This is a genomic window from Eubacterium sp. OM08-24 (genome assembly GCF_003438075.1).
Taxonomy (GTDB): Bacteria; Bacillota; Clostridia; order Oscillospirales; family Acutalibacteraceae; genus Ruminococcoides.
On the sequence record NZ_QSTA01000008.1, the window covers coordinates 1 to 23680 of the forward strand.

Below are 23680 nucleotides of genomic sequence, written 5' to 3' on the forward strand. Positions count from 1 at the left end.
ATAAAAATACCGACCTCCAAAGTTAGATTTTTTAGGTCTAACTTTTGGGGGTCGGGTCACTTTCATGTGGTCTGTTTTTTTGTATCCTTTTTTACTCTTGCGTTTTTTCCTTATTTTTCAGAGTCACCTCCTAGTTAATTATAATTTTTTATTTAATAAAAAGCGTTTTTCACCTGTATCAGTATTTTCTAATGTTATAGGAACATTAGCAGGAATACAAAACGCCGGTCTGACTGCACCGACTCCACTTCCAGTGATAGTACTTATCCCTCCCATTCCAATACTGCCATCGTCCGCAACACCAATAATAGTATTTCCATCTCTTAATGCCGGAGTACGCAACAGCCAAGAACTTGATTCCAAATTATCAAATGTTGCTATTCTGTTCGAAGTTTTATCAAAAAACAAAAGTGGCTTTCCCTCTTTGATTGCCGCACGACTTAATGAGGAATTTACCTCGTTTGCTGAAAGTAAAAACACATTACGCTCTATAATCTCGGTTTCATTATCGTGTGTGTCTATTGCATTTTTTGTAGTTATTTCTATTTTACACGGAACTATTAATTGCTGTATATCTTGCGAAAGTTGGGAATAATATGTCTGATTAAGAAAAACATCAATATTACTATCGGCATAGTAAGAGGCATATTCTCTCGGAGTGTTGTAAACAACATATTCATCTAATAAAAACTCTCTCAAAATCAAGCAATAACCGTCATAATCAGAGGTAAGCACAAAAAAAGGAATTAAATTTTCATTTTCTTTAAGATATATTCGATATCCATTTGAATTATTTTTATCATAGGCTATATCTCCTATGGTCAAAGATTGATTTTTTGACTCAGATAAATCACTTAAATTTTGATTTTCATCACTACAACCATAAAAAAATACAGATACAACAAAAACCAACGCCGTCAAAAACAAATATTTCAAATATTACACCTTCTTTTCAACCACAATAAAATTGTAAAATAAAGAAAAACTTATAAATATATCATATATTAGCAAATATTGCAATGTTAGTCAAGATATTTTTATTTATTTTTTCACGCTCTGCTCTGCGTTGTAAATAGATGTGACCCATTTTTAGTAAAAAAATAAGTCAAAGTATAGTACAATGATTTTTGGAAGCCTTTGAAGTGGAGCGGAGCGCAACGAAAAAGGCGTACAAAAACATCAATTATCTATTTTCTAAAAAAACTTACACACTTTTATTGACAAAGCCCTAAAATATATAGCAATTCAAGCTGGAATACCACAGGAGTTGGTTTATCCTCATTCGGTTAGACATCTGTTTGCAAAAGAGTATATGCGAAAGATTGGTGATATTTCTGAACTTGCTGATTTACTCGGACACACTAGATTAGAAACTACATGGATTTACACTAAGACCACTTCTGAGGAGAAAAGAGTCCGACTGGAACACTTAGATTTATGAGTTGATATAATACGACATTATATCGACTTATACCACCTCACAATACTCGTCTTTTTTCTATTATTTATACAATTTGCTGTATTCATTTACATTTGCTAATAAAAATTGCGATTTTTACCACTTTAATTTTTGACAAAGTTAATGTAATGTCGTATTATAGATAGGGCATTTCGCAATTATTAAATATCTTCGGTTAAATTATTTGACAAATTTGTAGAAATACAAAAATGCAAAGATAGAAGTCTAAGATAATTTTTGGAAGATTATATAGATAGTTTGGTTGAAGTAATCTGAAATACTGTTTTTGATAATTTACGATTCTAATTGAAGTTTATAATTGAATAGATAGGGTGTAGGAATCAAGACAGTGTCAGGAATCGCTGAACAGTAAAACATCTGTAGGTTTTAGAGTGTTTTTTGATTAGTGTAAACTTTGGTGTTAGAATATATATTTTGTACTGATGTTTCTGAATGTTTGATAAGTAGTTAACATAGAAAAAAAGTAGGTATGTGGAAATACAAATACGGACTATAAGAATATGCATAGTGTAGTATAAGAAAAAGTGTTACTTGAGAATTAATTGAATAAGGAGCATTTATTATGCTTTATTTCGATTTAGATAATACGTTGATTGATTACAATTCTTCAGAGAGAAAAGCGATAGAGTTCATATTTAAAGAAAAATATGGACTGGTATTAAATAATAATCAAACAGATTATTGGAGTAAGATTTCTAGAAAGTATTTTGATTATTATTTATCAAAACAGATAACTTTCGAAGAGCAAGGAAAAAATCGATTTATTAAAATGTTAAGTTATTGTGGGTATGTGGAAAATGAAAAGATTGCAATGGAATTGTTTGAAGAGTATCAAAAACAATTAGAAAATAGTTGGATTTTATTTGATGATGTGGTTGATATGCTACATTCATTGGAAGGATATCGACTAGGTATCATAAGTAATGGGAAATCTATACAGCAAAGAGCAAAGTTGAGTTGTACGAACATTGAAAAATATTTTGAAATAATTCTTATTTCAGAAGAAACAGGATTTGCAAAACCTTCCGTTGATATTTTTTATGAGGCGGTCAAACAGTCAGGCGAGAAAATTGATTCAGTTATATATGTTGGTGATAATATAAAAACAGATATTTTGCCATGTGAAAAAATTGGAATGAAATGTGTACTTGTGGATAGAAATAGTATATGTGAGAAAAATATATGTAAAATTAAGAATTTATATGAAATACATAATGTATTACTCGGCACCCCATAAAATTCTGTGTAAATAATAATCCTTCAAGCAATAACAAAACAGCGGATTGCGGTGTAATCAGGCTTTCTGATTTGCCCCGTGTTAACTTTTCTTTCCTGTCTGCGGAATGTTATGCACGCTCTGCGTGAAATAACATTTTGCGGACAGGAAATTCTATTCTCGGGGGCAAATCAAGCCGGTATTCTGTCCTCAAATATTATCGATAACTGGCTCAAAACTATGTCCCAGTTTCGACATCTTTGTGTCCAGCGTTCGACAATTTTTTGCGACGCTAAATACAACATTTTGCGCAGGCTGTCATCATTTGTAAATGACGGCTTGTTCTTCGTAATCTGCCTGAACTGACGGTTCAGCCCTTCGATAATATTCGTTGTATATATTATCTTCCGAACTTCGGGCGGATATGCGAAGAATGTGGATAGAATATCCCAATTTTCCTCCCAACTTTTTACGCAGGAGGGATAAGTTTTGCCCCACTTTTCCTTGAACAAAATCAGGTTGTTCATAGCCTCCTCCTCGCTGATAGCTTGATATACTTTCTTGAGGTCAACCATCAGCTCTTTGATGTGTTTGTAGCTTACGAATCTTGTGCTTGAGCGTATCTGATGAATGATGCAACGCTGGATTTGTGCGTTCGGAAAAGCCGCTTCAATAGCCTGTCTAAAACCTGTCAGACCGTCAACGCAGAACAGAAATACATCTTTAATCCCACGAGTTTTGAGCTCGTTCAACACATTCAACCAAAATTTACTGCTCTCATTTTCGCCAATCCATATGCCGAGAATATCTTTCTGACCGTCAAGATTGATGCCCAGAACTACATATGCAGCCTTCGTGATATACTGATGATTTTCCTTGACCTTGTAATGGATTGCATCCATAAACACAAAAGGATATACAGCTTCAAGAGGTCGATTTTGCCAAGCAGTCACATCGGGCATAATCTTCTCACTTATCTTGCTGACAAGCTCGGGAGAGATTTCTACATCATACAGATTTTTGATTTGTTTGGAAATATCACGCTGGCTCATTCCGCAGGCATAGAGTGAGAGAATTTTCTCTTCCATACCGTCTGCATTGCGGTTGTATTTGCTGATTATTTTGGGCTCGTATTCGCCGTTTCTATCCCTCGGAACTTTGATTTCAAGCTCTCCCATCTGCGTTTTTACCGTCTTTTTTGAGTAGCCGTTTCTGTAATTTTTCGACTTATTGCCACATTCATCATTCGATGTTCTTTCGCTTTTCTCATAGCCGAGTTCATCGGCAAGCTCACATTCCATAACCTCCTGAAGAATGTCCTTGAACATATCTTTCATCGCCGTCATAACTTCGTCTGTTGAGGTGAAATTCTGACTTCTTACAAATTCTCTCATCATTTCTGCCTGTGCTTTTGCCATTAAAAAAACTTCCTTTCAAGCTTTAATTTTTCTATTTCCATTATTGCTCGAAAGGAAGTTATTCACTTTTACACAAAATTCTCGGCGGTCTTCCACAGGCTGATACTTAAAGAGTGCGTGATTTTATTTGTTTAAGATGGTTTGGTTCTATGATAAATGTTGTGGTAATGATGCTGTATTAAAAATTATTTTATTAAATCCTTTACAACCTCGCCTGCAATTATAAGTCCTACTACTGACGGAACGAAGGCGGTACTGCCGGGAACCTGTCGCCTTTGGGTGCATTTTCTTGCAGTTTCGGGAGGACAGATACAATTAGTTTTACAGCTGACAGCCATATCATCAATAGGTGTAATCGGCTTTTCTTTTGAGTAAACTACCTTTAACTTTTTTATTCCACGCTTTTTAAGCTCGTTGCGCATTACCCTTGCAAGAGGGCAGACCGAGGTTTTGTAAAGGTCGGCTACCTCAAAGGCGCTTGCGTCAAGCTTATTGCCTGCGCCCATTGAGCAAATAATGGGTGTATCAGCCTTTTTTGCCTGCATAACAAGCTCAATTTTTCCTGTTACTGTGTCGATTGCATCTACAATATAATCGTACTGAGTAAAGTCAAAATCGCCCGAGGTTTCTGGAGTGTAAAACTTTTGGTGCTTGTTTATAATTATATCCGGGTTAATTTCCTTGAGCCTTTCCTCGGCAACATCTACTTTGTATTTTCCCACCGTTTTTCTTGTGGCAAAAATCTGACGATTAATATTTGTAAGGCAAACCTTGTCATCGTCAATAAGGTCGAGCTGACCTATTCCCGTTCTTGCGAGAGCCTCGGCTGTGTATCCGCCAACTCCTCCTATTCCGAATATTGCAACTCTTGCGTTTGCAAGTTTTTCCATTGCCTCTGAGCCAAGCAAAAGCTGAGTTCTTGAAAATTGATTAAGCATTGATTTTCTCCTTAATATAAAAACTGAGTTTATCGTCTGAAATTTGAATTTTATAATTCATATTGCGAAAAAAGTTTTCGGCGTGCTGCAAAACTTCATCGCTCGGAATTTCGTCAAACGAAAAATACTGTCCGCCGCAGGCATCGTGAAAATGCAGATATGTGTTAAAATTTTCCATAAGCTCTGATTTCAGTATTTTTACCGTATCAAATTTTATTATCATAGCTACTCCTTAATTTATAATTCCTATCTATACAATAAGTATTATATTTAAATCATCTGTTTTGTCAATAGAAAAATCAAAAAAGCTGTTTTAAATCAGCGCATTTGTCTGAGATAAAATTTATTATAACACAAAAACAGCTCTACGCAAAATTAAAGCGCAGAGCCGTTTTAGATTATTATTTCATTTCAAAACTGATAATCAGTTTTCCGTTTGTGTATTCTGTGCAGGGTTTGATTTTGTGGATTTTAAGAATTTGCCTAACGATTGAAAGTCCTATTCCCGTGCCTCGCACCTCTTCATTTCTCGGCAGGCGGCAGTACGGTTTCCACATCTTTTTAATATCCTTTTTGGAAATCGTGTCACACTCATTAGAAACGGAGAAAGTATGATTTATAAACGATATTTCTATATCAGAATTATTGCTTGAGTATCTTATTGCATTTTCAATCAGATTTTCAAACACAAGCTCCATAAGAGCCTTGTCGGCAGATACATCTGTATTATCGGCAGTAATGATAATGTTTTTGTCGGTAATGCTATTATACCTTTCGGCGAGTGTTTCAAGCTCGGTTTTTATGTTGAAAAGCTGTTTATTAGCCTTTGCAGAGTCGGATTCGAGTTTTGAAAAATTCAGCATTTTATGCACAAGGGCGTCCATATCGCCTGCCTGCTGTTGAATGACATCTATGTAATGCTGTTTTGTAAGGTAACCGTCTTCCTCACGCAGATTTTCAGAAAAACCGTTAATAACGCATAGGGGAGTTTTGAGATTATGCGCTACCGCATTGGTCATTGCAATGCGTTGCTGTTCACGAATTGCCCTGCCGGTAATGTTTTTCCACACAATAAGTATGAGCATAGTTCCGATTACAATAAAGAAAACAAGTATAATGCAGTTGCCGATTATCAGTGTAGGCATACTTTCCTTTAGAGGCTCGTATTTTTGATAGCTTATAATTTTGCATTTCTTTTGTTCATATGCAGTTAAATCATTCTCTGTTATTACTTCGCCCTCATAATAATTGCTTGCCAAAACATAGTTGGGGTTTGTGTATTCGATTTGTGTGTATATAAATGAAAAATTATCTTGTGGAATATATGTTTTGTAATTTTCATCATCTAATGAATTGCTTTCGCTGAATTTTTTTAATTCGTTTTCTTTGCCGCCGTTTATGAAAAAGTCCTTAGTGACTTCGTTCTTTGACATTTTTCCGACAGACAGTATAGGCCCGATTTGTACTGGTAGCGAGTATAAATCGTCCTCGTTTTCTATTTGATATTTTTTGTAGTTTTCTTCTTCTTCTTTTTGAAGTTCTTTCATCTTGCTTATTTTTTCAGATGAAAGGTCAAAATATTCTATATGCTTGTCCTGCGCATACCATACATTGTTTTCGTTTGTGAGCAAAATCTCTAACCTTATCGGTATCATTTCCTCGCTGCTTGCCTCGCTGAAAATATCAATCGCATATTGATTGACAGATAAAATGTAATAGTTGCCGTTTTCGTCAGGCTCTGTATTTAGATAATCGCATATTTTATTATACTGCTCATCAGTCATACTGTTTCTAAGTGTAAAATAGTCAAGATAATTTCCGTAATTGTAAGTTACTGTTGAATCGGCTGTGAAATAATCTAAACTTGTATAGTAGCTTTCCGTTTTAATGTATAATTTATTTGCATTGTCTACCGAAAGATTATAGTAGTCATTTTTAAGAATTACATATGTACTGTTTTCATCTGTGTCTGAGTAATTGTGAAGATTTCCGACAACGAATGAATTGACTTCGCCGAAATTGGTTATATCAATGTAATTTGCATTATCTATAATGTTGTTAGCTTTTAGCTCTGCCTGATACTTGTCAATTTCTTTTGTAGAATTATATGTAAGATACGAGAAAGTACCCATTGCAAGCAGGCAGATAAGCAAAACTATTGCGACAATGCTTATAAGTATTTTACGGTTTTCTTTTTTTTGCTTTTTATTCATAATTATTCCTCTATTTTATATCCTCTGCCGATTACTGTTTTAATCAGCTTTGAATTGCCCTTCAGCGCTTTTCGCAGATTTTTAATGTGGGTGTCAAGTACCCTTTGGTCAACCTCAGAATCGTAACCCCACAAATTTTCTATTAGTTTTGAGCGTGAAATAACAATATTTTTATTCTCTAAAAGAAATTTTAATATATTATATTCTTTGGCGGTAAGGTCAACCTCGTCACCGTCTGAAACAACAATGCCGTTGTTTGGATTTAGTGTGAGAGTGCCGACGGTCAGCACCGAGGAGCGCACAAGTCCCTTTGAGCGTTTGATAAGCGCTTTTACTTTTTCAAAAAGAACAGGCAGAGCAAAAGGCTTGATTATGTAGTCATCGCATCCGAGGGCATAGCCGTTCAGCACATCGTCCTCACTCACTCTTGCGGTAATGAACATAATCGGCACATCGCTGTATCGTCTGACCTCTTTGCAGATAGAAAAACCATCCATCTTGGGCAGATTTACATCGAGCAAAAGCAAATCGTATGGATTTTCATATGCCATTTGCAGTCCGGTTTCTCCGTTTGGCGCAACGGCAACAGAAAAATTGCCACTGCCTTTTCGGGAAAAATATTCTACAACCATTTCTCTTATATTTTTATCGTCTTCTACGAGGAGAATTTTATACATAACAATCACCATAGTTAAATTTACATTTTTTGTATGTTTTTTGTGTGAAGAATTTATATATAGAATTTTATACCATAAAAATAAACTTTTCAATATCTTGCTATCGGTAAATAACTATGATAAAATCAATTTATAAACAATAATCGGTTTATATTCATAAAAATAAATAGGAGTGTTTAGTATGCTGAAAATACAACATTTAACAAAGGTATATGGCACTAAGAAGGCTGTTGATGATTTGAGTTTACATATTCAGTCGGGCGAAATTTACGGCTTTATAGGTCACAACGGCGCAGGAAAGACCACAACGCTAAAATCCGTGGTGGGAATTTTGCAGTTCGATTCGGGTGAAATTTATATTAACGGAAAATCAATTAAAGAAGATCCGTTAGGCTGTAAAAGCGACATTGCTTATATTCCCGATAATCCCGATTTGTACGATTATATGTCCGGAATTAAATATCTTAATTTTGTTGCAGATATTTTCGGTATCAATGAAAAAGAGCGCAACGAGCGTATTCACAAATATTCAGATATGTTTGAAATTACCTCTGACCTTGCTCAGCCTATATCGGCTTACTCGCACGGTATGAAACAAAAACTTGCGATTATTTCAGCGTGGCTTCATTCTCCAAAGCTGATTATTATGGACGAGCCGTTTGTAGGACTTGACCCGAAAGCCTCGCATTTGCTAAAGGAAATGATGAGAGAGGTGTGCGACAACGGAGGTGCTATTTTCTTTTCGACTCATGTGCTTGAGGTTGCGGAAAAACTTTGCGATAAGGTGGCAATTATCAAAGGCGGCAAACTGATTCGCAGCGGCACGATTGAGGAAGTAAAGGGTGACGATTCGCTTGAAGAGGTATTCCTTGAGTTGGAGGGAGAATAAATGTTTAAAACTCTACTGAAAAAACAGCTGATGGAGATTTTTCGTAGTTATTTCTACAACTCCAAGAAAAATACGGCTCGCTCAAAGGGAGGAACGGCAGGTTTATTTTTATCGTTTGCATTTCTCATTGTTGTTGTAATTGGCGGTATGTTTACCGTTTTGTCATTTGTTTTATGTGAATCAATGGCTGAGTCGGGTATGGCATGGCTTTACTTTGCAATAATGGGTATGCTTGCTGTTTTGCTCGGAACTTTTGGCAGTGTGTTCAATACTTTTTCGGGACTTTATCTTGCAAAGGATAATGACCTGTTGCTGTCTATGCCGATACCTGTCAGCGCTATTATGTGCTCTCGACTTCTCAGTGTGTATATTATGAGCTTTCTGTATTCGGGTATAGTTATGATTCCTGCCGTAATTGTATATCTTGCTACTGTATCGGCAAGTGTAACGGCTGTTATCGGCTGTATTCTTATGGTGTTGTTGATTTCAGTTTTTGTGCTTACACTTTCATGTGCCCTCGGTTGGGTAGTGGCAAAAATCAGTTTGAAGTTAAAAAACAAAAGTTTTGTTACAGTGATTATTTCACTGCTGTTTTTCGGTGCATATTATTTGGTTTATTACAAGTCTGAGGAGATTATAAACGACCTCGTTAAAAATGCCGTTTCTTACGGTACGGCTATTAAATCAAGCGCATATCCGATTTATATTTTCGGCAGTGTTGGAGTTGGGGATATTTTTTCAATGCTGATTGTAACCTTTGTGGTAGCCGCACTATTTGCCGTTATGTGGTTCTTGATTTCACGCAGCTTTATAAAGATTACAACCTCATCGGGATCGGGCGCAAAGAAAAAATATAAGCGTACAGCAGTAAAGCAAATGAGCATTGACAAAGCGCTGTTCTTTAAGGAATTGAAAAGATTTACCGCAAGTCCTAACTATATGCTAAACTGCGGATTTGGAATAATTTTGCTCCCTGTTTTTGCTGTATTTATGCTATTTAACGGCGGTTCTCTAAAAATGTTCGTCGGTGGCGGCAGCTTCTCGGCAATTTTGCTTTGTGCGGCTGTTTGCGCACTTGTGTCAATGATTGATATTACCGCACCCTCGGTTTCACTTGAGGGCAAAACTATTTGGATTGCTCAGTCATTGCCAATAACTCCATGGCAGGTGCTTAGAGCAAAGCTGGCTTTGCAGATTGTTTTAACCTTAATTCCTGCTGTTATATGTGAAATTGTTTTAGCTTTTGTTTGTCCGATGAATGCAGTTGAAATGATATTTTTCTTCATTTTCCCGATTTTATATACTTTCCTTTCAGCTCAGTTCGGATTGTTTTTAGGAATAAAAATGGCAAACTTAAATTGGACAAACGAGATAACTCCGATTAAGCAGAGTGCCTGCGTGTTTATAGCTTTATTCGGCGGTTTAGGATACGCTGTAATTTTCCTTTTAGGCTATTTAATGACTTCGGCTATATTTAATTCAATTTACGGCTTTGTTGGATATATGCTTATATTTGCGCTCTTGAATGTTGTGTTTAATATAATTCTTTATACATGGCTTAAAAAGAAAGGTTCATATGTTTTTGCTCATTTATAATGAGTTTAGATAGGGGAGGTTGTCATTTTGATAAGGGAAAATTATTTTGTCGATAATGTTACGGCTTTGCAGGATGTGCATAGTTTGCTTACTTTTGATGAGAGAATAACCTTTATTCTGTTTGAGCTGATACTCTCGGAACACAAGGTTTATGCATGGAGTGATCATAAGAGTTTTATTATTTGCCAGCCAAACGATATTATGCCTATATGGGCGTGGTTTGCTGACGATATAGACGAAAATGCGGTCGAATGTGCGGCGGATATTATAGCGGCAAGGATTTTGCAGGATTCAAATATTCAGCTTAATGTCTGCTCACAAAAAAGCCGAGAAATACTTGAGCTTGCTTGCGAAAAGAGCGGAGTGGATATTGAAAAGATAATGGATTTAAACGCATATGCGTGCAAAAATCTGATTGAGCCTGAGTATATAGGAGAGGCCGGTGTGCCGACAAAAGCCGACAGAAACGCTATGACAGAGCTGATAACCGAATTTGTAGAGGACGCCGAGCATCAGATTATTCCGCTTGAGGAGGCGGAAGGCTTTGCGGAGTCTATGATTAACTGCGAACAGCTTTCGTTGTGGAAGGTTGACGGCGAGGTGTGCGCAATGGCTATGATTGCGCAGAATATTAACAGGGTGGCACGAATAAACTCTGTTGTTACTTTCCGTCAAAAGCGAGGCAAGGGATACGCAAAAATGCTTGTAGCCGATATTTGCAGGCGATTGCTTGATGACGGAGTAACACCTATGCTTTATGCAGACGCACAAAATAAGTCATCAAACAGCGTATATCAAAATATAGGCTTTGTTAAGACAGGCGAGGTTACCCAGTATAAATTCAGAAGAAAACCGATTTAATTTATAAAGCAAAACCGCTTTAGCAGACTTTGTTGTTGCTAAAGCGGTTTTTGTTGTTAGAGGTGTGGTTAAATTGCAGAAAATTTAGATTAAGAAATTTTATTTACGGGACGGAAAGTTTGGCTTTTTGCTTTACTTTGTTGCCCAAGTGAAAATAACCGATTTAAACTATCGAATAAATCTTATACCCGTCAATTTCTTTTTCGAGTTTATAGAAGTAGTTTTTATTCTCGTCCGTTGAGTAATACTTTTTAAAGTAGTTTTCCTTTTTGTAGGTGATGTAGTTGTCGATTACATAAACATTGTCCAGATTAATTGCGGCGGTATATACACTGTCTGCGCCCTTTTTCTGAAGAACGGAATCTCTGTGCAAAAATCCGAAGCTGTCTATATTTCTCATATAGTTATTTTTAAATCCCCACATAGGGTGGATATAGTTTGTGGAATACTTGGTGTATTCAATAGCTGTTTTGCAGTCGAGAATATAGAGCCTTTCGGGGTGTCTTTCAACCTCTACATACAACCTGCTCGGTCTGCTTTTTGTATCAATGGCATTGTGAAGATGCGACTGATATACAAGACAGTTTACAAGCAGCAGCACTACAACAAGCATTGCGGAAACAAAGAATGTACCTTTTCTTGCCGCCTTAAGCATTGCGTTGCAGCTGCTTTTGAATGCCGTAAAATCTATGCTGTATAAAAGCACGCAATATGCCATTATCCATGATATATACACAGTATAGTAGTAGCTGTTATAGAAGTATCTCAGCAGGGTGTTTGACACAATAAGCTGTAATGTTATGAGAATAGGAAAGAACATATGCGACTTTTTGTGGAAAACAAGGAACAGAGCAACAAAGATTATATATACTATAATAAGCATGGCATCATTGTCAAAGTTTGCAAGACTTACTGCGCTTGATGACAGAAAATCAACAAAGCTGTCCCACACGCCCATAATGCCGTTTTTGCTCTGTAAGGAATGTACCAGCTTTAGTGATTCCAAATTAAGCGGTGTTTTTTCGTCATAATAGCCGTCCTTGAGCAATTCATATTCGGTCTTTGTTATCTGCGCATTGTTAAAGGTTTCTTCGTTTTCCGAGTAATCGGGATACGGTGAATTTGAAATATCCTCCATAGTTTCATAGTATTCATAAGTCCTTTGCAGTGTGGCGTTCTGATTGTTTACGGCTACCGTATAATTGTTCAGTGCAAATACCAAAGCCGTAATAATTACAAACAGAATAAGGAACGGTCTGAAATACCACATAAACTTGTGAAACTTGATTTTGTACTTTCCTTTTGCGATAAGGTCGGCTATCAAATACAGGATTGCAAACGAAAGCACTATCGGGAACAGTTTAAAGCAATAGAACGAGCCGAGTATAATTTCAACCGCTCCCAGCAAGCACATAAATCTGTATCTTTTTCGTCTGATTGAATTAAATATAAGCAGAAATCCTGCCGCAAAAAGTATGGCGGCGGTTTTTTGACTTGCTATGTCCGCATAGTGATTTAATGCAAACAGAATATTAAGGAAAGCCGAGAATACAATACCTTTTTTGTATCCGAATTTGTCTGTGAGCGCATATGTGATAGACGAAAACGCAAGCCAGCCAAATATAACCTGTGCAAATACATATAAATTAATTGTAGAGAAAAAGTACTGGATATTGCTTACAGCAAATGCAAGTAAGTAATTTATAGAGTTGATATAGGGAATGTGATAATGCGAAATAAGCAGAGAATTTACATAATCATCATAGCTGTCATAAGAGAACGATGAAACATAAATGCAAAAGAACATTATCAAAGCATTTACTGCAAAGGAAACAAATAATTTATTTTTAAATAATTTAATAAAAAAATTCTTCATAAACGATTTATCCTTTAGTGTTTTTTAGTTCATCGGTCTTTATCGGATACCTCTGCTCTTTTCTTCGTTAATAATAAGCTGAATGTTAGCCTGCTCGTATTCGTTGAATGTTACATTTTTAGAGAACTCCGAGGAGGTGTAGCGTGGTGTGTACCATGACTGTGAGTTAAAGTATGCGGCAAGCTCCGAATCGGTAAATATCCAACCTCTTTTTGCATAAATCTCATTGAGTGCAAGCTCAAGCTCGCTGTCGCTGAGATCTTTTACATCTGACTTGCTGATATATGAAGAATCACTGTTTGCAAAAATAAAGCTGTTGTTGGTAGCCGAGCTGTTGCTTGACTCCTCAGCGGCTGAGGTTTCAGGCTCTGTATATTCCTGTCCGAGAGAAATATCAAGTGTAATTACCGTATCGGTTGACGCCATTGTGCCTGACTCCGGAGATTGAAAAATTACGTATCCATCGCTGTAAAGAGTGCTGTAAAGGTGATTGCCCTCCGCAACCTTAAAGCCGAGTGCCTCGAGCTTTTCCTTTGCACTTTCATAATCGTAACCAACCACATTAATTACTTCTTTTTCAGCGGTTGTTGTCGGCTGTGTAGTCGGCTTTACTGTGGTTGGCGCAACTGTGGTGACTTCGGCAGTGGTAACTTCATCGGCGGTTGCAGGCTTTTTATTGTTTGCTCTGTTGGCAAAAATTTCCTGATAAACTATATATCCCACAAAACCGAGTACCGCAAGAATTATAACAACGCTTACAGTAACTAATGCGATGGTAGCGCCTTTCTTTTTCTTCTTAGGCTCAGCATCGTTATCTTTAGCGATTGGTTTCGGAGCGTTAGCCTCGCTGTCACTGCTGAAAATGTCTACATTGCTAAACTGCTTTTGCTCAGTTTGAACAGCCGCCTTTTCGTTTGCACTTTTATCATTGTCGGCAATCGGAGCAGTTTTGTTGTAGCTTTCGCTTTCAACAGTATCTTGGTCATCAAAGAACGAACCGTAATCTTTCTTTGGTGTGGTAACATCACTGTCTATAATTTTTGTTGTAGCCTCGTAATCTTCAAATACATCGTTTGAAATCGGTGCCTGTGCAGTATCTGCGGAAACAACAGGTGTATTATCGGTTACATTTTCGGTTGTACCGTCTGCCGTATTTTCCTTATTGTCGGCAAGCACTTCTGTCGGCTGATAAACTTCGTTTGTATGGCTGTCAGCCTCGTCCTTTTCTGCTTGCGGCAGAGCAACGGTCTGTTCAAAAATTGTAGGCTCTGTATTTTCTTTGCCGCTTTCTTCGGCTTTTTCAACTGCGTTGTTCTCGGCTTGCTCTTCTTTCTTTGGCGGTTCAACTGTGAGCTTACCGCAGGAGGCAAGCAATGCGTTTTTCATATTGAGCGCATTTTTCCATCTGTTTTCATTCTTAGGCTGAATAGCAATTATGATAATGCTCTTTAGCTTTTCGTTGCCGTTTGCAGGGGCGGTAATTGCAGTGCCCTCAGTTCTCATCTTGACTGCCTCTGCCTTTGTGGTAAGACCGCCCTCAAAAGGCAATGCCTTATTGTTTGCAAGGCAATACATAATAAGACCGACAGAATATATATCGGTAGTGAGGTCAGGGTTTCTGCCCTCGGCAACCTCAGGCGCTGAGAAGTCAAGGTCGGTAGCCTTGCACTCAAAATCCGAAAATCCGCCGAGCTTGTACTTGCCGTCATCGGTCACAAATATATTTTCTGGTCGAATATTGCCATGGAAAATATTATTTTCCTCAAGAAAGGCGAGTATTTCAGCCATCTGCAAGCCGAAATCCGTAATTTCATCATCTGTAAAGGTTTTACTGCGCATTACCTTTGAGAAAGGCTCAAGCTCCTCTGTGGCAATATACATATCTGCCTTTTCCTTTGACGGGTTGTCATAAAGATAAGCGCCAAAGCAGGTGAAATAATCTTTTTTGTCAGCTATTGAATTAAGAAAATTAACCTCATCTTCAAAGAAATCGGCTTTTTCACTGCTGTAATGGTCACCGTATGCAAAAATATGGAACAGGTTTGCAAAAACCTCACCGTTGCTGTCTTTTTTTACAATGCGATATTTATTTTGTCCCTTTTTTTCAGAAACAAGGGAAATTATTTTCCAATCCTTTAATTCTTCGGGCAGTTTAATACCTCTTGCCATTTTCACACATCCTATCTATACACAAATGTATTTTTTCATAAACCTTCGTTACGGCATACTTCCGTATTATGCTATTATATCATATTACAGGATTTTTTTCTATATTATTTTCTGAATTGTTTATGAATATTTTGTAAACAATATTGTTATTATTTACAAAAAACAAGGCTTTGAAACATAATCCAAAGCCTTGCGATAATTATTATAAAGAAATAAAATTATTTGATAAATACCTTTTCTTTCTGATTTACTCCCAGCACTCCTCCGCCGCATCCGCATAAAAGCATTGCTCCAAGGCGGATTAACGATAGGGGAGTGAGCACTACATCATTTTGCAGCAGTCCTATGGCTGTGATAATAATAAACAGTGTCAAAGCGGTAAACAAACCGCAGACAAGTCCCGATGATTTGTTGATTTTTGCGCAGATAAACCCTCCGCAGAATACCGACATAGCTGTAACGGCTATCATTATGTAGTCGGTAATATCAGCAGGCAGTAAACCCGAAGTTATAATAAGCACCGAAAAAACGGACATTAATATAATCTCTGTCAGCGCAGAGGTAAGCACACCGACAAAAACTGATTTTATAAGTTGCTTTTTATCAGACATAAAAACTCCCCCGAATAATATAAATTAATATACTATATTCGGGGGAGTGAGATTTAATTCTAAAATATGAAAACTAAAGGAAAGTCAGCTTTTACTTGCTTTCTTCGTCCTTTTTCTTTTTGCCGAAAAGGCCCTTTTTCTCTGTGGCTTCTTCTTTCTCGGCAGCCTTTTCCTTAGCAGGAGCTTCTTTTACTGTATCAACAGTAGAGATGCACCACTTTTTAAACTTCATTTTAACTCTGTCTGAGCCTGTTTCAATGATGATAGCGTCTTCATCATCTTTAATTGCAACAACTCTGCCCATAATGCCGCCGATTGTTGTAATTTCATCACCGATTTCAAGTGAGTTACGCATCTGAGCCTCTTCTTTTTTCTTCTTTGAGCTTGGACGCAATACAAAGAAATAAAGAGCAGCAAATACTAAAACCCAAATAAGAATCATACCGTATGTACCAAAAGCATTAGCACTGCCCTGAGCAGGGTCAGCAAGTACAACCTGATTTAAAAAATTCATAATAGTCATTCCTTTCATACATTACATTGATTATAACAGCTTTATATTAATCTTGCAAGAATTTTTTGAAAAAATATCGGTATTAAATTCGCACGCCCAAAATATTGCGATATTTATTGTAAAATTCTGTAAAAGTACCGTTGTCAAGCTGTTCTCTGATAACAGCCGTAAGGTTGTTGTAGAAGTATAGGTTGTGGAGAACCGCAAGGCGCATACCGAGCATTTCGCCGCTCTTGAGCAAGTGTCTGATATATGCTCTTGAGAAATTTTGGCATACGGGGCAATCGCAGTGCTCGTCAATAGGGCGCTCGTCAAGCTCGTACTTTGCGTTGTTGATATTACGCACACCTTCCCATGTGAAAAGCTGTCCGTGTCTTGCGTTTCGGCTTGGCATAACGCAGTCAAAGAGGTCGATTCCTCGTGCGATACCCTCAAGAATATTTACAGGAGTACCAACGCCCATAAGGTATCTCGGCTTGTTTTTAGGTGCGTAAGGCTCAACCTCTTCAATGATTTCATACATTTTTTCCGTAGGTTCTCCGACAGCAAGACCGCCTATTGAATAGCCCGGCAGGTCGAGGTCGGCAATTTCCTTCATATGGTTAATACGCAAGTCTTTGTAAATGCCGCCCTGATTTATGCCGAAGAGCATTTGCTCTCGGTTAATTGTGTCGTCAAGCGAATTAAGACGGTTCATTTCTGCAATACATCTTTTTAGCCAGCGTGTTGTACGCTCAACGCTTTTCTTTGTATAGTCATACGGAGATGGGTTTTCTACACACTCGTCAAAAGCCATTGCTATTGTAGAGCCGAGGTTTGATTGAATACGCATACTTTCCTCAGGCCCCATAAAAATCTTTCTGCCGTCAATATGAGAGTTGAAGTAAACGCCCTCTTCTTTAATGTTTCTCAGCTTTGCAAGTGAGAAAACCTGAAATCCGCCGCTGTCTGTGAGGATAGGGCCGTCCCAACGGGTGAATTTGTGAAGTCCGCCCAGCTGCTTAACCTTTTCGTCACCCGGTCTTAAGTGCAGGTGATAGGTGTTGCAGAGCTGAACCTGACATTTTATCTGCTTTAAATCAAGTGCCGATACAGCGCCTTTGATTGCGCCGCAGGTAGCTACATTCATAAATGCAGGGGTTTGCACAGTGCCGTGCGGTGTAACAAATTCGCCTCGGCGTGCGTTGCCCTCTGTTTTGATAATTTTTAACATATTATAGAAATCTCCTTTTAATTCGCAATAATAATGTTTTTAATTAAGAAATGAACATTGCATCGCCGAATGAGAAAAATCTGTATTTTTCTTCAACGGCGGTTTTGTAGGCGTTCATTACATTATCATAGCCCGCAAAAGCGCTTACAAGCATAATAAGTGTGCTTTCGGGCAGGTGGAAGTTTGTGATAAGTCCGTCAAGCACCTTAAATTCATATCCCGGATAAATAAATATATCGGTAAATCCCTCACATGGCTTGATTTCACCGTAAAAAGTGGCAACGCTTTCGAGTGTACGGCAAGAGGTTGTGCCTACGGCAATTACCCTGCCGCCGCTTTTCTTGGTTTCGTTAATAAGCCTTGCAGTTTCTTCGGGTATCTCGTAATGCTCACTGTGCATTTTGTGATTTGTTACATCGTCAACCTTTACAGGGCGGAATGTGCCGAGTCCGACATGGAGTGTAACATAGGTAATATTTACACCCTTGTCTTTAATTCTTTGCATAAGCTCTTTGGTAAAGTGAAGTCCTGCTGTCGGCGCAGCGGCAGAGCCTAATTCGTGACTGTAAACAGTCTGATAGCGCTCCTTGTCCTTTAATTCCTCTGTAATGTAAGGAGGGAGCGGCATTTGACCGATTTTGTCAAGTGTGCTGAAAAAGTTTTCGTCACATTCAAAATCAACAATTCGGTTGCCGTCATCTTTAACCTCGGCTACGGTTGCTCTCAAAAGTCCGTCACCAAATGTAAATGAAGTGCCCTCTTTAGCTTTTTTGCCGGGTTTGCAGAGCGCCTCCCAGCGGTTGCCGGTAATCTGTCTTAACAGCAAAAATTCAACTCTTGCGCCTGTTTCGTCCTTTATGCCGTAAATTCTTGCAGGCAAAACTCGTGAATCGTTTGCCACAAGCAAATCTCCGGGATTTAAGCTGTCGATAATGTCATAAAAATGTTTATGGTCGATTTCACCTGTATTTCTGTTGAGCAGCATAAGCCTTGAGCTGTCACGAGGTTCAACAGGGGTTTGAGCTATAAGCTCCTTAGGTAAATCGTAATAAAAATCACTTGTTTTCATTGTTTAGTTCCTCTCAAGAAAAAACCTCAATTTTTGAGGCAATAAAATTTAAAAAATCACATTTGTGATTGCAAAAATAATTGACATTATAAATATTAAATGATATATTATAATTTAATATGAGCAGTTTGTGCGTTTGTTCGACAAAGCTCGGCATTGCAAAACACACTGTCTTAATAATATAATATTTTATCAAATAAGGCAACTGCTTTTTATAAAAAATATTTCATTCGGAGGAATTGTTGTGAATCAGAAGAAATTTAAAGTTGGTATTATCGGTGCAACAGGTATGGTTGGTCAGCGTTTTGCTCTCCTTCTTGAGAATCACCCATGGTTTGAGGTAAAGGTTCTTGCGGCAAGTGCAAGAAGTGCCGGTAAAAAATACGGTGATGTAGTTGAGGGAAGATGGCATATGACAAAGGATCTTCCAGAGAAATATAAAGATATGGTAATTGTTGACGCAGAGAATGTAGAAGAGGTTGCTTCACAGGTTGACTTCTGTTTCTGCGCTGTAAATATGAAGAAAGACGAAATCAAAGCTCTTGAAGAGAGATATGCAAAGGCAGAGTGCCCAATCGTTTCTAATAACTCGGCACACAGATTTACTCCGGATGTTCCTATGGTTATTCCTGAGATTAATGCAGATCACCTTGAGATTATTGACGCTCAGAGAAAAAGACTCGGCACAAAGAGAGGCTTTATCGCAGTTAAGTCTAACTGTTCACTTCAGAGCTATGTTCCTGCTATTCACCCACTCAAGGAGCTTGGTGTAAATAAGGTTCTCGCTTGCACATATCAGGCAATTTCAGGCGCAGGCAAAACATTTAAGACATGGCCTGAGATGATAGATAATGTTATTCCTTACATTGGCGGCGAGGAAGAGAAGTCAGAGCAGGAGCCACTCAAGATTTGGGGCCACATTGAGAACAACGAAATCGTTAAGACAGACGATATTGCCATCACAGCACAGTGTATTCGTGTACCTGTTTCAGACGGTCACACAGCTGCTGTATTTATGTCATTTAAGGACGGCGTAAAGAAACCATCAGTAGATGAAATCATCAAGATTTGGGAATCATACAAGGGCAGAGCACAGGAGCTTGAGCTTCCAAGTGCACCAAAGCAGTTCTTACACTACTTTACAGAGCCTGACCGCCCACAAATTAAGAGCGAGAGAAACCTTGAGAACGGTATGGCTGTTTCAGTAGGCAGACTCAGAGAAGACACACAGTATGATTACAAGTTTGTATGTATGTCACACAACACATTAAGAGGCGCAGCAGGCGGCGCAGTATTGCTTGCAGAGCTCCTTTGCGCAGAAGGCTACATGGACTAATTAACAGCTTATAAGCTATTAATTTTATATTTTAATTTAATTATTTTAAAAATCTTAAATGGAGGTAAATTATGGGAAATCACATTTTCACTGGTTCCGGTGTTGCGCTTGTAACACCTATGAATTCTGACGGCAGCGTTAATTATGATGTACTTGAGCAGCTGCTTGAATTCCATGTTGAAAACGGTACAGACGCCATTATCGCTTGCGGTACAACAGGCGAGGCAGCAACTCTTTCGGAGGAAGAACACTGTAAAGTGCTTTCTTTCGTATCAGAGAAAATCAACGGAAGAATTCCTGTTATTGCAGGTACAGGCAGCAACGATACTTCAACAGCCGTTATGCTTTCTAAGTCTGCACAGAAAACCGGCGCAGACGCACTCCTTTGTGTAACTCCATATTACAATAAAACTTCACAGGCAGGTCTTGTAAAGCACTTCAATGTAATTGCAGACGCAGTTGACCTTCCTATCATTCTTTATAATGTTCCGTCAAGAACAGGCTGCAACATTCAGCCAAAGACATATGAGGAGCTTTGCAAGCATCCTAACATTGTGGCTGCCAAGGAGGCAAGCGGCAATATTTCTCAGGTTGCTCTTATCCGCTCACTTTGCGGCGATAACCTCGACATTTACTCAGGTAATGACGATCAGACAGTTCCGTTTATGTCACTCGGTGCTTTGGGTGTAATTTCGGTATTTGCAAACATTTGCCCTGCTGAAATGCACAAGATTTGTCAGCTTTGTCTTGAAAATGACTTTGCAGAGGCTCAAAAGCTCCACTTCCACTACCTTGAGCTTATGAACATTATGTTCAACGATGTAAATCCTATTCCGATCAAGACAGCCATGAACCTCTTTGGTTTTGACTGCGGCGAGTGCAGACTTCCGCTTGTTCCAATGAGCGCAGCAGGCTATCATGACCTCAAGGATTGCCTTGCTAAGTACGATCTTTTAGGAAAGCACACAAAGTAATTCGTACAAAAGGGGAAGTTAAAAATGGTAAATATAGCTCTTGTCGGCTGTAACGGAAAAATGGGTAAGGCTGTTACTTCAGCCGCTGAGTCAAGAAATGACTGTAAAATTATTTTCGGTGCAGATCCTTTTGGAACTCCTGCATACGATTATCCTGTATTTGAGAGCCTTGCCGTATCAGACAAAAAGGCTGATGTTATTATAGACTTTTCAAATCCTGCATCTCTTGATGATGTTCTCGCTTATGCACTTGAGAACAGTGTTCCTTGCGTGCTTTGCACAACAGGTTACTCACCCGAGCAGGTTGAAAAGATTAAAAAAGCGTCTGAAAGTGTAGCAATTTTCTATTCGGGAAATATGTCACTCGGCATAAATCTTCTTATTGAGCTTTCAAAAGAGGCTGCAAAGATTCTTGGTGCTGCTGATTTTGATATTGAAATCGTAGAAAAGCACCATAATCAGAAAATTGACGCTCCAAGCGGCACTGCACTTATGATTGCAGACGGTATTTCTGACACACTTGCAGAAGAACCGCAGTATGTTTATGACCGCCATTCTTACCGCAAAAAGCGTTCTAAGAATGAAATCGGTATTCACTCTGTAAGAGGCGGCACTATTGTCGGCGAACACGAGGTTATTTTTGCAGGTCACGATGAGGTTGTAACAATTTCACATCAGGCTCAGTCTAAAGAGGTATTTGCAGTTGGCGCAGTAAATGCCGCTGTATATCTTGCAAATCAGGGTGCAGGTATGTATAATATGGGCAATCTCCTTGCTGAAAAGCTCGGCTGATTATTTTAACTTTAAAACGGCACTTTTTATCAGTGCCGTTTTCTTTTGCTCTTTTTTATAGTTGGGAAAATTCTGGTTTATGGGAATAATTTTCCGAACAATTATAAAAGTTTGGTCAACCTTTAAAAAGGCTTGATCTAATTTTTTTATTTGTAAGGAAAGTTTGTTTTTTAAGAAACTGTTATCCGATTGATAATTTTGCAAACTTGCAGATTGTAATAATGTTATAAAATTTACGATAACAGGGAAAAATCTGTCGAAAACACTTTACTTTGCTAATGTGATAATGCTATAATATAGTGTAGCTTTTCGCTAAGTTAAATTATGGAGGAAAACATTTATGAAAAAGATTTCAGCTTTATTACTTGCAGGCGTTATGGCGGCAACAGCTCTTGCAGGTTGCGGCGGTTCAAATTCAGCGTCAGGTCAAAATTCTCAGACTGCCGAGAATGATTGGACATATATTCAGAATAAGGGCGAGTTGGTAATCGGTATTACATATTTTGAGCCAATGAACTATATGGACGAAAACGGCAACCTCACAGGTTTTGAAACCGAGTTTGCAACAAAGGTTTGCGAAAAGATGGGCGTTACTCCAAAGTTCCAGAAGATTGACTGGGATTCTAAGGAAGTAGAGCTTAACGCAAAAACTATTGACTGTATTTGGAACGGTCTTACAATTACAGACGAGCGTAAGGAAAATATGGATATTTCTACTCCATATATGGAAAACAAGCAGGTTATGGTTGCTAAGGCTGATTTAGCAGATCAGCTCACTTCTGCTGACGCACTCAAGGGCAAAACTGTTGTTGCAGAGAAAAAGTCGGCAGGTGAAGAGGTAGCTCAGAGCGACGAATTCTTTACAAGCGCTGATTATGTATCGGTTGACTCACAGGCAAAGGCTTTGCTTGAGGTTAAGTCTGGTACAGCTGATGTTGCGGTTATCGACTATGTAATGTCAATCGGCACACTTGCCGAGGGTTCTGATTATGCTGACCTTAAGGTAGTAGACGGCAAGGCTTTCTCTCCTGAGCAGTACGGTATTGCACTCCGCAAAAACAGCACAGAAACTCTCAAAAAGCTCGATGACGCTATTCAGGCTTGTGCTGATGACGGCTCACTTGAGCAAATTGCAACAAAATATAATCTTCAGGACTTACTCCTTGTAAAGGCTAAATAATTATGAATCAGTTTATAAATGTTACTAACAGCCTGTTAGAGGGCTTTGGACAAAACTGCCTTATCTTTATAGTTACAATTCTTGCGGCAATGCCGCTTGGACTTGTTGTTTCAATGGGTTCAATGTCAAAATTCAAACCGATTAAGTGGATTACAAGAACATTCGTGTGGATAATCAGGGGTACACCTCTCATGCTCCAGCTTTTTGTAGTGTTCTATGTGCCACCGCTCATGACAAACGGCGGATTTAATTTTTCGAGAATAAATGCGGCTCTTATTGCGTTTATCATTAACTATTCAGCTTATTTCTCGGAGATTTATCGTGGCGGTATTGAATCAGTGCCAAAGGGACAGTACGAGGCAGGACAGGTGCTTGGTATGACCAAGCCACAGATTTTCTTTAAGGTTGTGCTTATGCAGGTTGTAAAGAAAATCACTGCACCAATCGGCAATGAAATTATCACACTTGTTAAGGATACTTCGCTTTCAAGTGTAATTGCTATTCCCGAAATTCTTATGATGGCAAAGGACTTCTCAATGCAGGGCCTTATTTGGCCGCTGTTCTACTCTGCGGTATTTTACCTTGTATTCTGCGGTGTTCTTACAATTCTCTTCTCATTCATTGAGAAAAAACTTGATTATTACAAGGGTTAAGGAGG

At 38.3% G+C, this 23680-nt stretch carries 21 protein-coding genes; 9 read left to right on the forward strand and 12 right to left on the reverse strand.

What is annotated here, in order from left to right; all coding sequences use genetic code 11:
• Window positions 1-138: 138 nt before the first annotated feature.
• On the reverse strand, window positions 139-936 hold the full coding sequence (locus DXC23_RS09895; protein ID WP_117705993.1) for a DUF6273 domain-containing protein: 798 nt from the start codon (window positions 934-936) through the stop codon (window positions 139-141).
• Window positions 937-2042: 1106 nt separating this feature from the next.
• Between DXC23_RS09895 and DXC23_RS09905 the strand changes: the two genes are divergently transcribed.
• The gene (locus DXC23_RS09905; RefSeq protein WP_117705997.1) at window positions 2043-2717 is read left to right on the forward strand and encodes an HAD family hydrolase; all 675 of its coding nucleotides are present in this window, start codon (window positions 2043-2045) and stop codon (window positions 2715-2717) included.
• Between the two features lie 170 nt (window positions 2718-2887).
• Here DXC23_RS09905 and DXC23_RS09910 read toward each other — a convergent pair whose 3' ends face one another.
• The 5 genes from DXC23_RS09910 to DXC23_RS09930 all read right to left on the reverse strand — a co-directional run bounded on the left by DXC23_RS09910 (window position 2888) and on the right by DXC23_RS09930 (window position 7942).
• Window positions 2888-4114 carry an IS256 family transposase gene (locus tag DXC23_RS09910; protein WP_117705999.1) on the reverse strand — a complete coding sequence of 409 codons (1227 nt, stop codon included), beginning with the start codon at window positions 4112-4114 and terminating at the stop codon, window positions 2888-2890.
• Window positions 4115-4299: 185 nt separating this feature from the next.
• Window positions 4300-5052, reverse strand: a complete 753-nt coding sequence (locus tag DXC23_RS09915) for a tRNA threonylcarbamoyladenosine dehydratase (RefSeq protein WP_117706001.1) — start codon at window positions 5050-5052, stop codon at window positions 4300-4302.
• Window positions 5045-5275 (reverse strand): hypothetical protein, encoded by a 231-nt coding sequence (locus DXC23_RS09920; protein ID WP_117706003.1) that lies wholly within the window; start codon window positions 5273-5275, stop codon window positions 5045-5047. Before DXC23_RS09920 ends, DXC23_RS09915 begins: the two co-directional genes overlap by 8 nt.
• A gap of 178 nt (window positions 5276-5453) precedes the next feature.
• Complete coding sequence (locus DXC23_RS09925; RefSeq protein ID WP_117706005.1) at window positions 5454-7265, reverse strand: HAMP domain-containing sensor histidine kinase; 1812 nt, start codon at window positions 7263-7265, stop codon at window positions 5454-5456.
• 2 nt (window positions 7266-7267) lie between these two features.
• Window positions 7268-7942, reverse strand: coding sequence for a response regulator transcription factor (locus tag DXC23_RS09930; RefSeq protein ID WP_117706007.1), 675 nt, complete (start codon window positions 7940-7942; stop codon window positions 7268-7270).
• Window positions 7943-8123: 181 nt separating this feature from the next.
• On the opposite strand from DXC23_RS09930, the gene DXC23_RS09935 reads away from it, so the two are divergent.
• From DXC23_RS09935 to DXC23_RS09945, 3 genes are read left to right on the forward strand one after another with little or no spacing between them, the layout of a single operon-like run.
• Window positions 8124-8831 (forward strand): ABC transporter ATP-binding protein, encoded by a 708-nt coding sequence (locus tag DXC23_RS09935; protein ID WP_117706009.1) that lies wholly within the window; start codon window positions 8124-8126, stop codon window positions 8829-8831.
• Window positions 8832-10427: a hypothetical protein gene (locus DXC23_RS09940; RefSeq protein ID WP_117706011.1), complete on the forward strand. Its 1596-nt coding sequence runs from the start codon at window positions 8832-8834 to the stop codon at window positions 10425-10427. It abuts the gene before it with no gap.
• A gap of 27 nt (window positions 10428-10454) precedes the next feature.
• Entirely contained in the window at window positions 10455-11288 is an 834-nt protein-coding gene (locus DXC23_RS09945; protein ID WP_117706013.1) for a GNAT family N-acetyltransferase, read from the forward strand.
• Between the two features lie 163 nt (window positions 11289-11451).
• Here the strand turns inward: DXC23_RS09945 and DXC23_RS09950 are convergent, their stop codons facing one another.
• From DXC23_RS09950 to queA, 6 genes are all read right to left on the reverse strand, one after another.
• The gene (locus tag DXC23_RS09950; RefSeq protein ID WP_117706015.1) at window positions 11452-13164 is read right to left on the reverse strand and encodes a hypothetical protein; all 1713 of its coding nucleotides are present in this window, start codon (window positions 13162-13164) and stop codon (window positions 11452-11454) included.
• Between the two features lie 39 nt (window positions 13165-13203).
• Window positions 13204-15333: a YARHG domain-containing protein gene (locus DXC23_RS09955; protein ID WP_117706017.1), complete on the reverse strand. Its 2130-nt coding sequence runs from the start codon at window positions 15331-15333 to the stop codon at window positions 13204-13206.
• A gap of 218 nt (window positions 15334-15551) precedes the next feature.
• Complete coding sequence (locus tag DXC23_RS09960) at window positions 15552-15944, reverse strand: TIGR04086 family membrane protein (RefSeq protein WP_117706019.1); 393 nt, start codon at window positions 15942-15944, stop codon at window positions 15552-15554.
• 91 nt (window positions 15945-16035) lie between these two features.
• A complete protein-coding gene (gene yajC / locus DXC23_RS09965; RefSeq protein ID WP_117706021.1) occupies window positions 16036-16458 on the reverse strand; it encodes a preprotein translocase subunit YajC in 423 nt (140 codons plus the stop codon).
• A gap of 82 nt (window positions 16459-16540) precedes the next feature.
• Window positions 16541-17671 (reverse strand): tRNA guanosine(34) transglycosylase Tgt, encoded by a 1131-nt coding sequence (gene tgt, locus DXC23_RS09970; protein ID WP_117706023.1) that lies wholly within the window; start codon window positions 17669-17671, stop codon window positions 16541-16543.
• A gap of 43 nt (window positions 17672-17714) precedes the next feature.
• Window positions 17715-18740, reverse strand: a complete 1026-nt coding sequence (gene queA, locus DXC23_RS09975) for a tRNA preQ1(34) S-adenosylmethionine ribosyltransferase-isomerase QueA (RefSeq protein WP_117706025.1) — start codon at window positions 18738-18740, stop codon at window positions 17715-17717.
• Window positions 18741-18984: 244 nt separating this feature from the next.
• Between queA and asd the strand changes: the two genes are divergently transcribed.
• The 5 genes from asd to DXC23_RS10000 all read left to right on the forward strand — a co-directional run bounded on the left by asd (window position 18985) and on the right by DXC23_RS10000 (window position 23675).
• Entirely contained in the window at window positions 18985-20076 is a 1092-nt protein-coding gene (gene asd, locus DXC23_RS09980; protein ID WP_294388475.1) for an aspartate-semialdehyde dehydrogenase, read from the forward strand.
• Window positions 20077-20147: 71 nt separating this feature from the next.
• On the forward strand, window positions 20148-21050 hold the full coding sequence (dapA, locus tag DXC23_RS09985) for a 4-hydroxy-tetrahydrodipicolinate synthase (RefSeq protein WP_117706026.1): 903 nt from the start codon (window positions 20148-20150) through the stop codon (window positions 21048-21050).
• Between the two features lie 24 nt (window positions 21051-21074).
• Window positions 21075-21842, forward strand: coding sequence for a 4-hydroxy-tetrahydrodipicolinate reductase (gene dapB, locus DXC23_RS09990; RefSeq protein ID WP_117706028.1), 768 nt, complete (start codon window positions 21075-21077; stop codon window positions 21840-21842).
• A 340-nt stretch (window positions 21843-22182) separates the two neighbouring features.
• Window positions 22183-23022 (forward strand): transporter substrate-binding domain-containing protein, encoded by an 840-nt coding sequence (locus tag DXC23_RS09995; RefSeq protein ID WP_117706030.1) that lies wholly within the window; start codon window positions 22183-22185, stop codon window positions 23020-23022.
• Window positions 23023-23024: 2 nt separating this feature from the next.
• A complete protein-coding gene (locus DXC23_RS10000; protein ID WP_117706032.1) occupies window positions 23025-23675 on the forward strand; it encodes an amino acid ABC transporter permease in 651 nt (216 codons plus the stop codon).
• The last annotated feature ends 5 nt before the right edge of the window (window positions 23676-23680 follow it).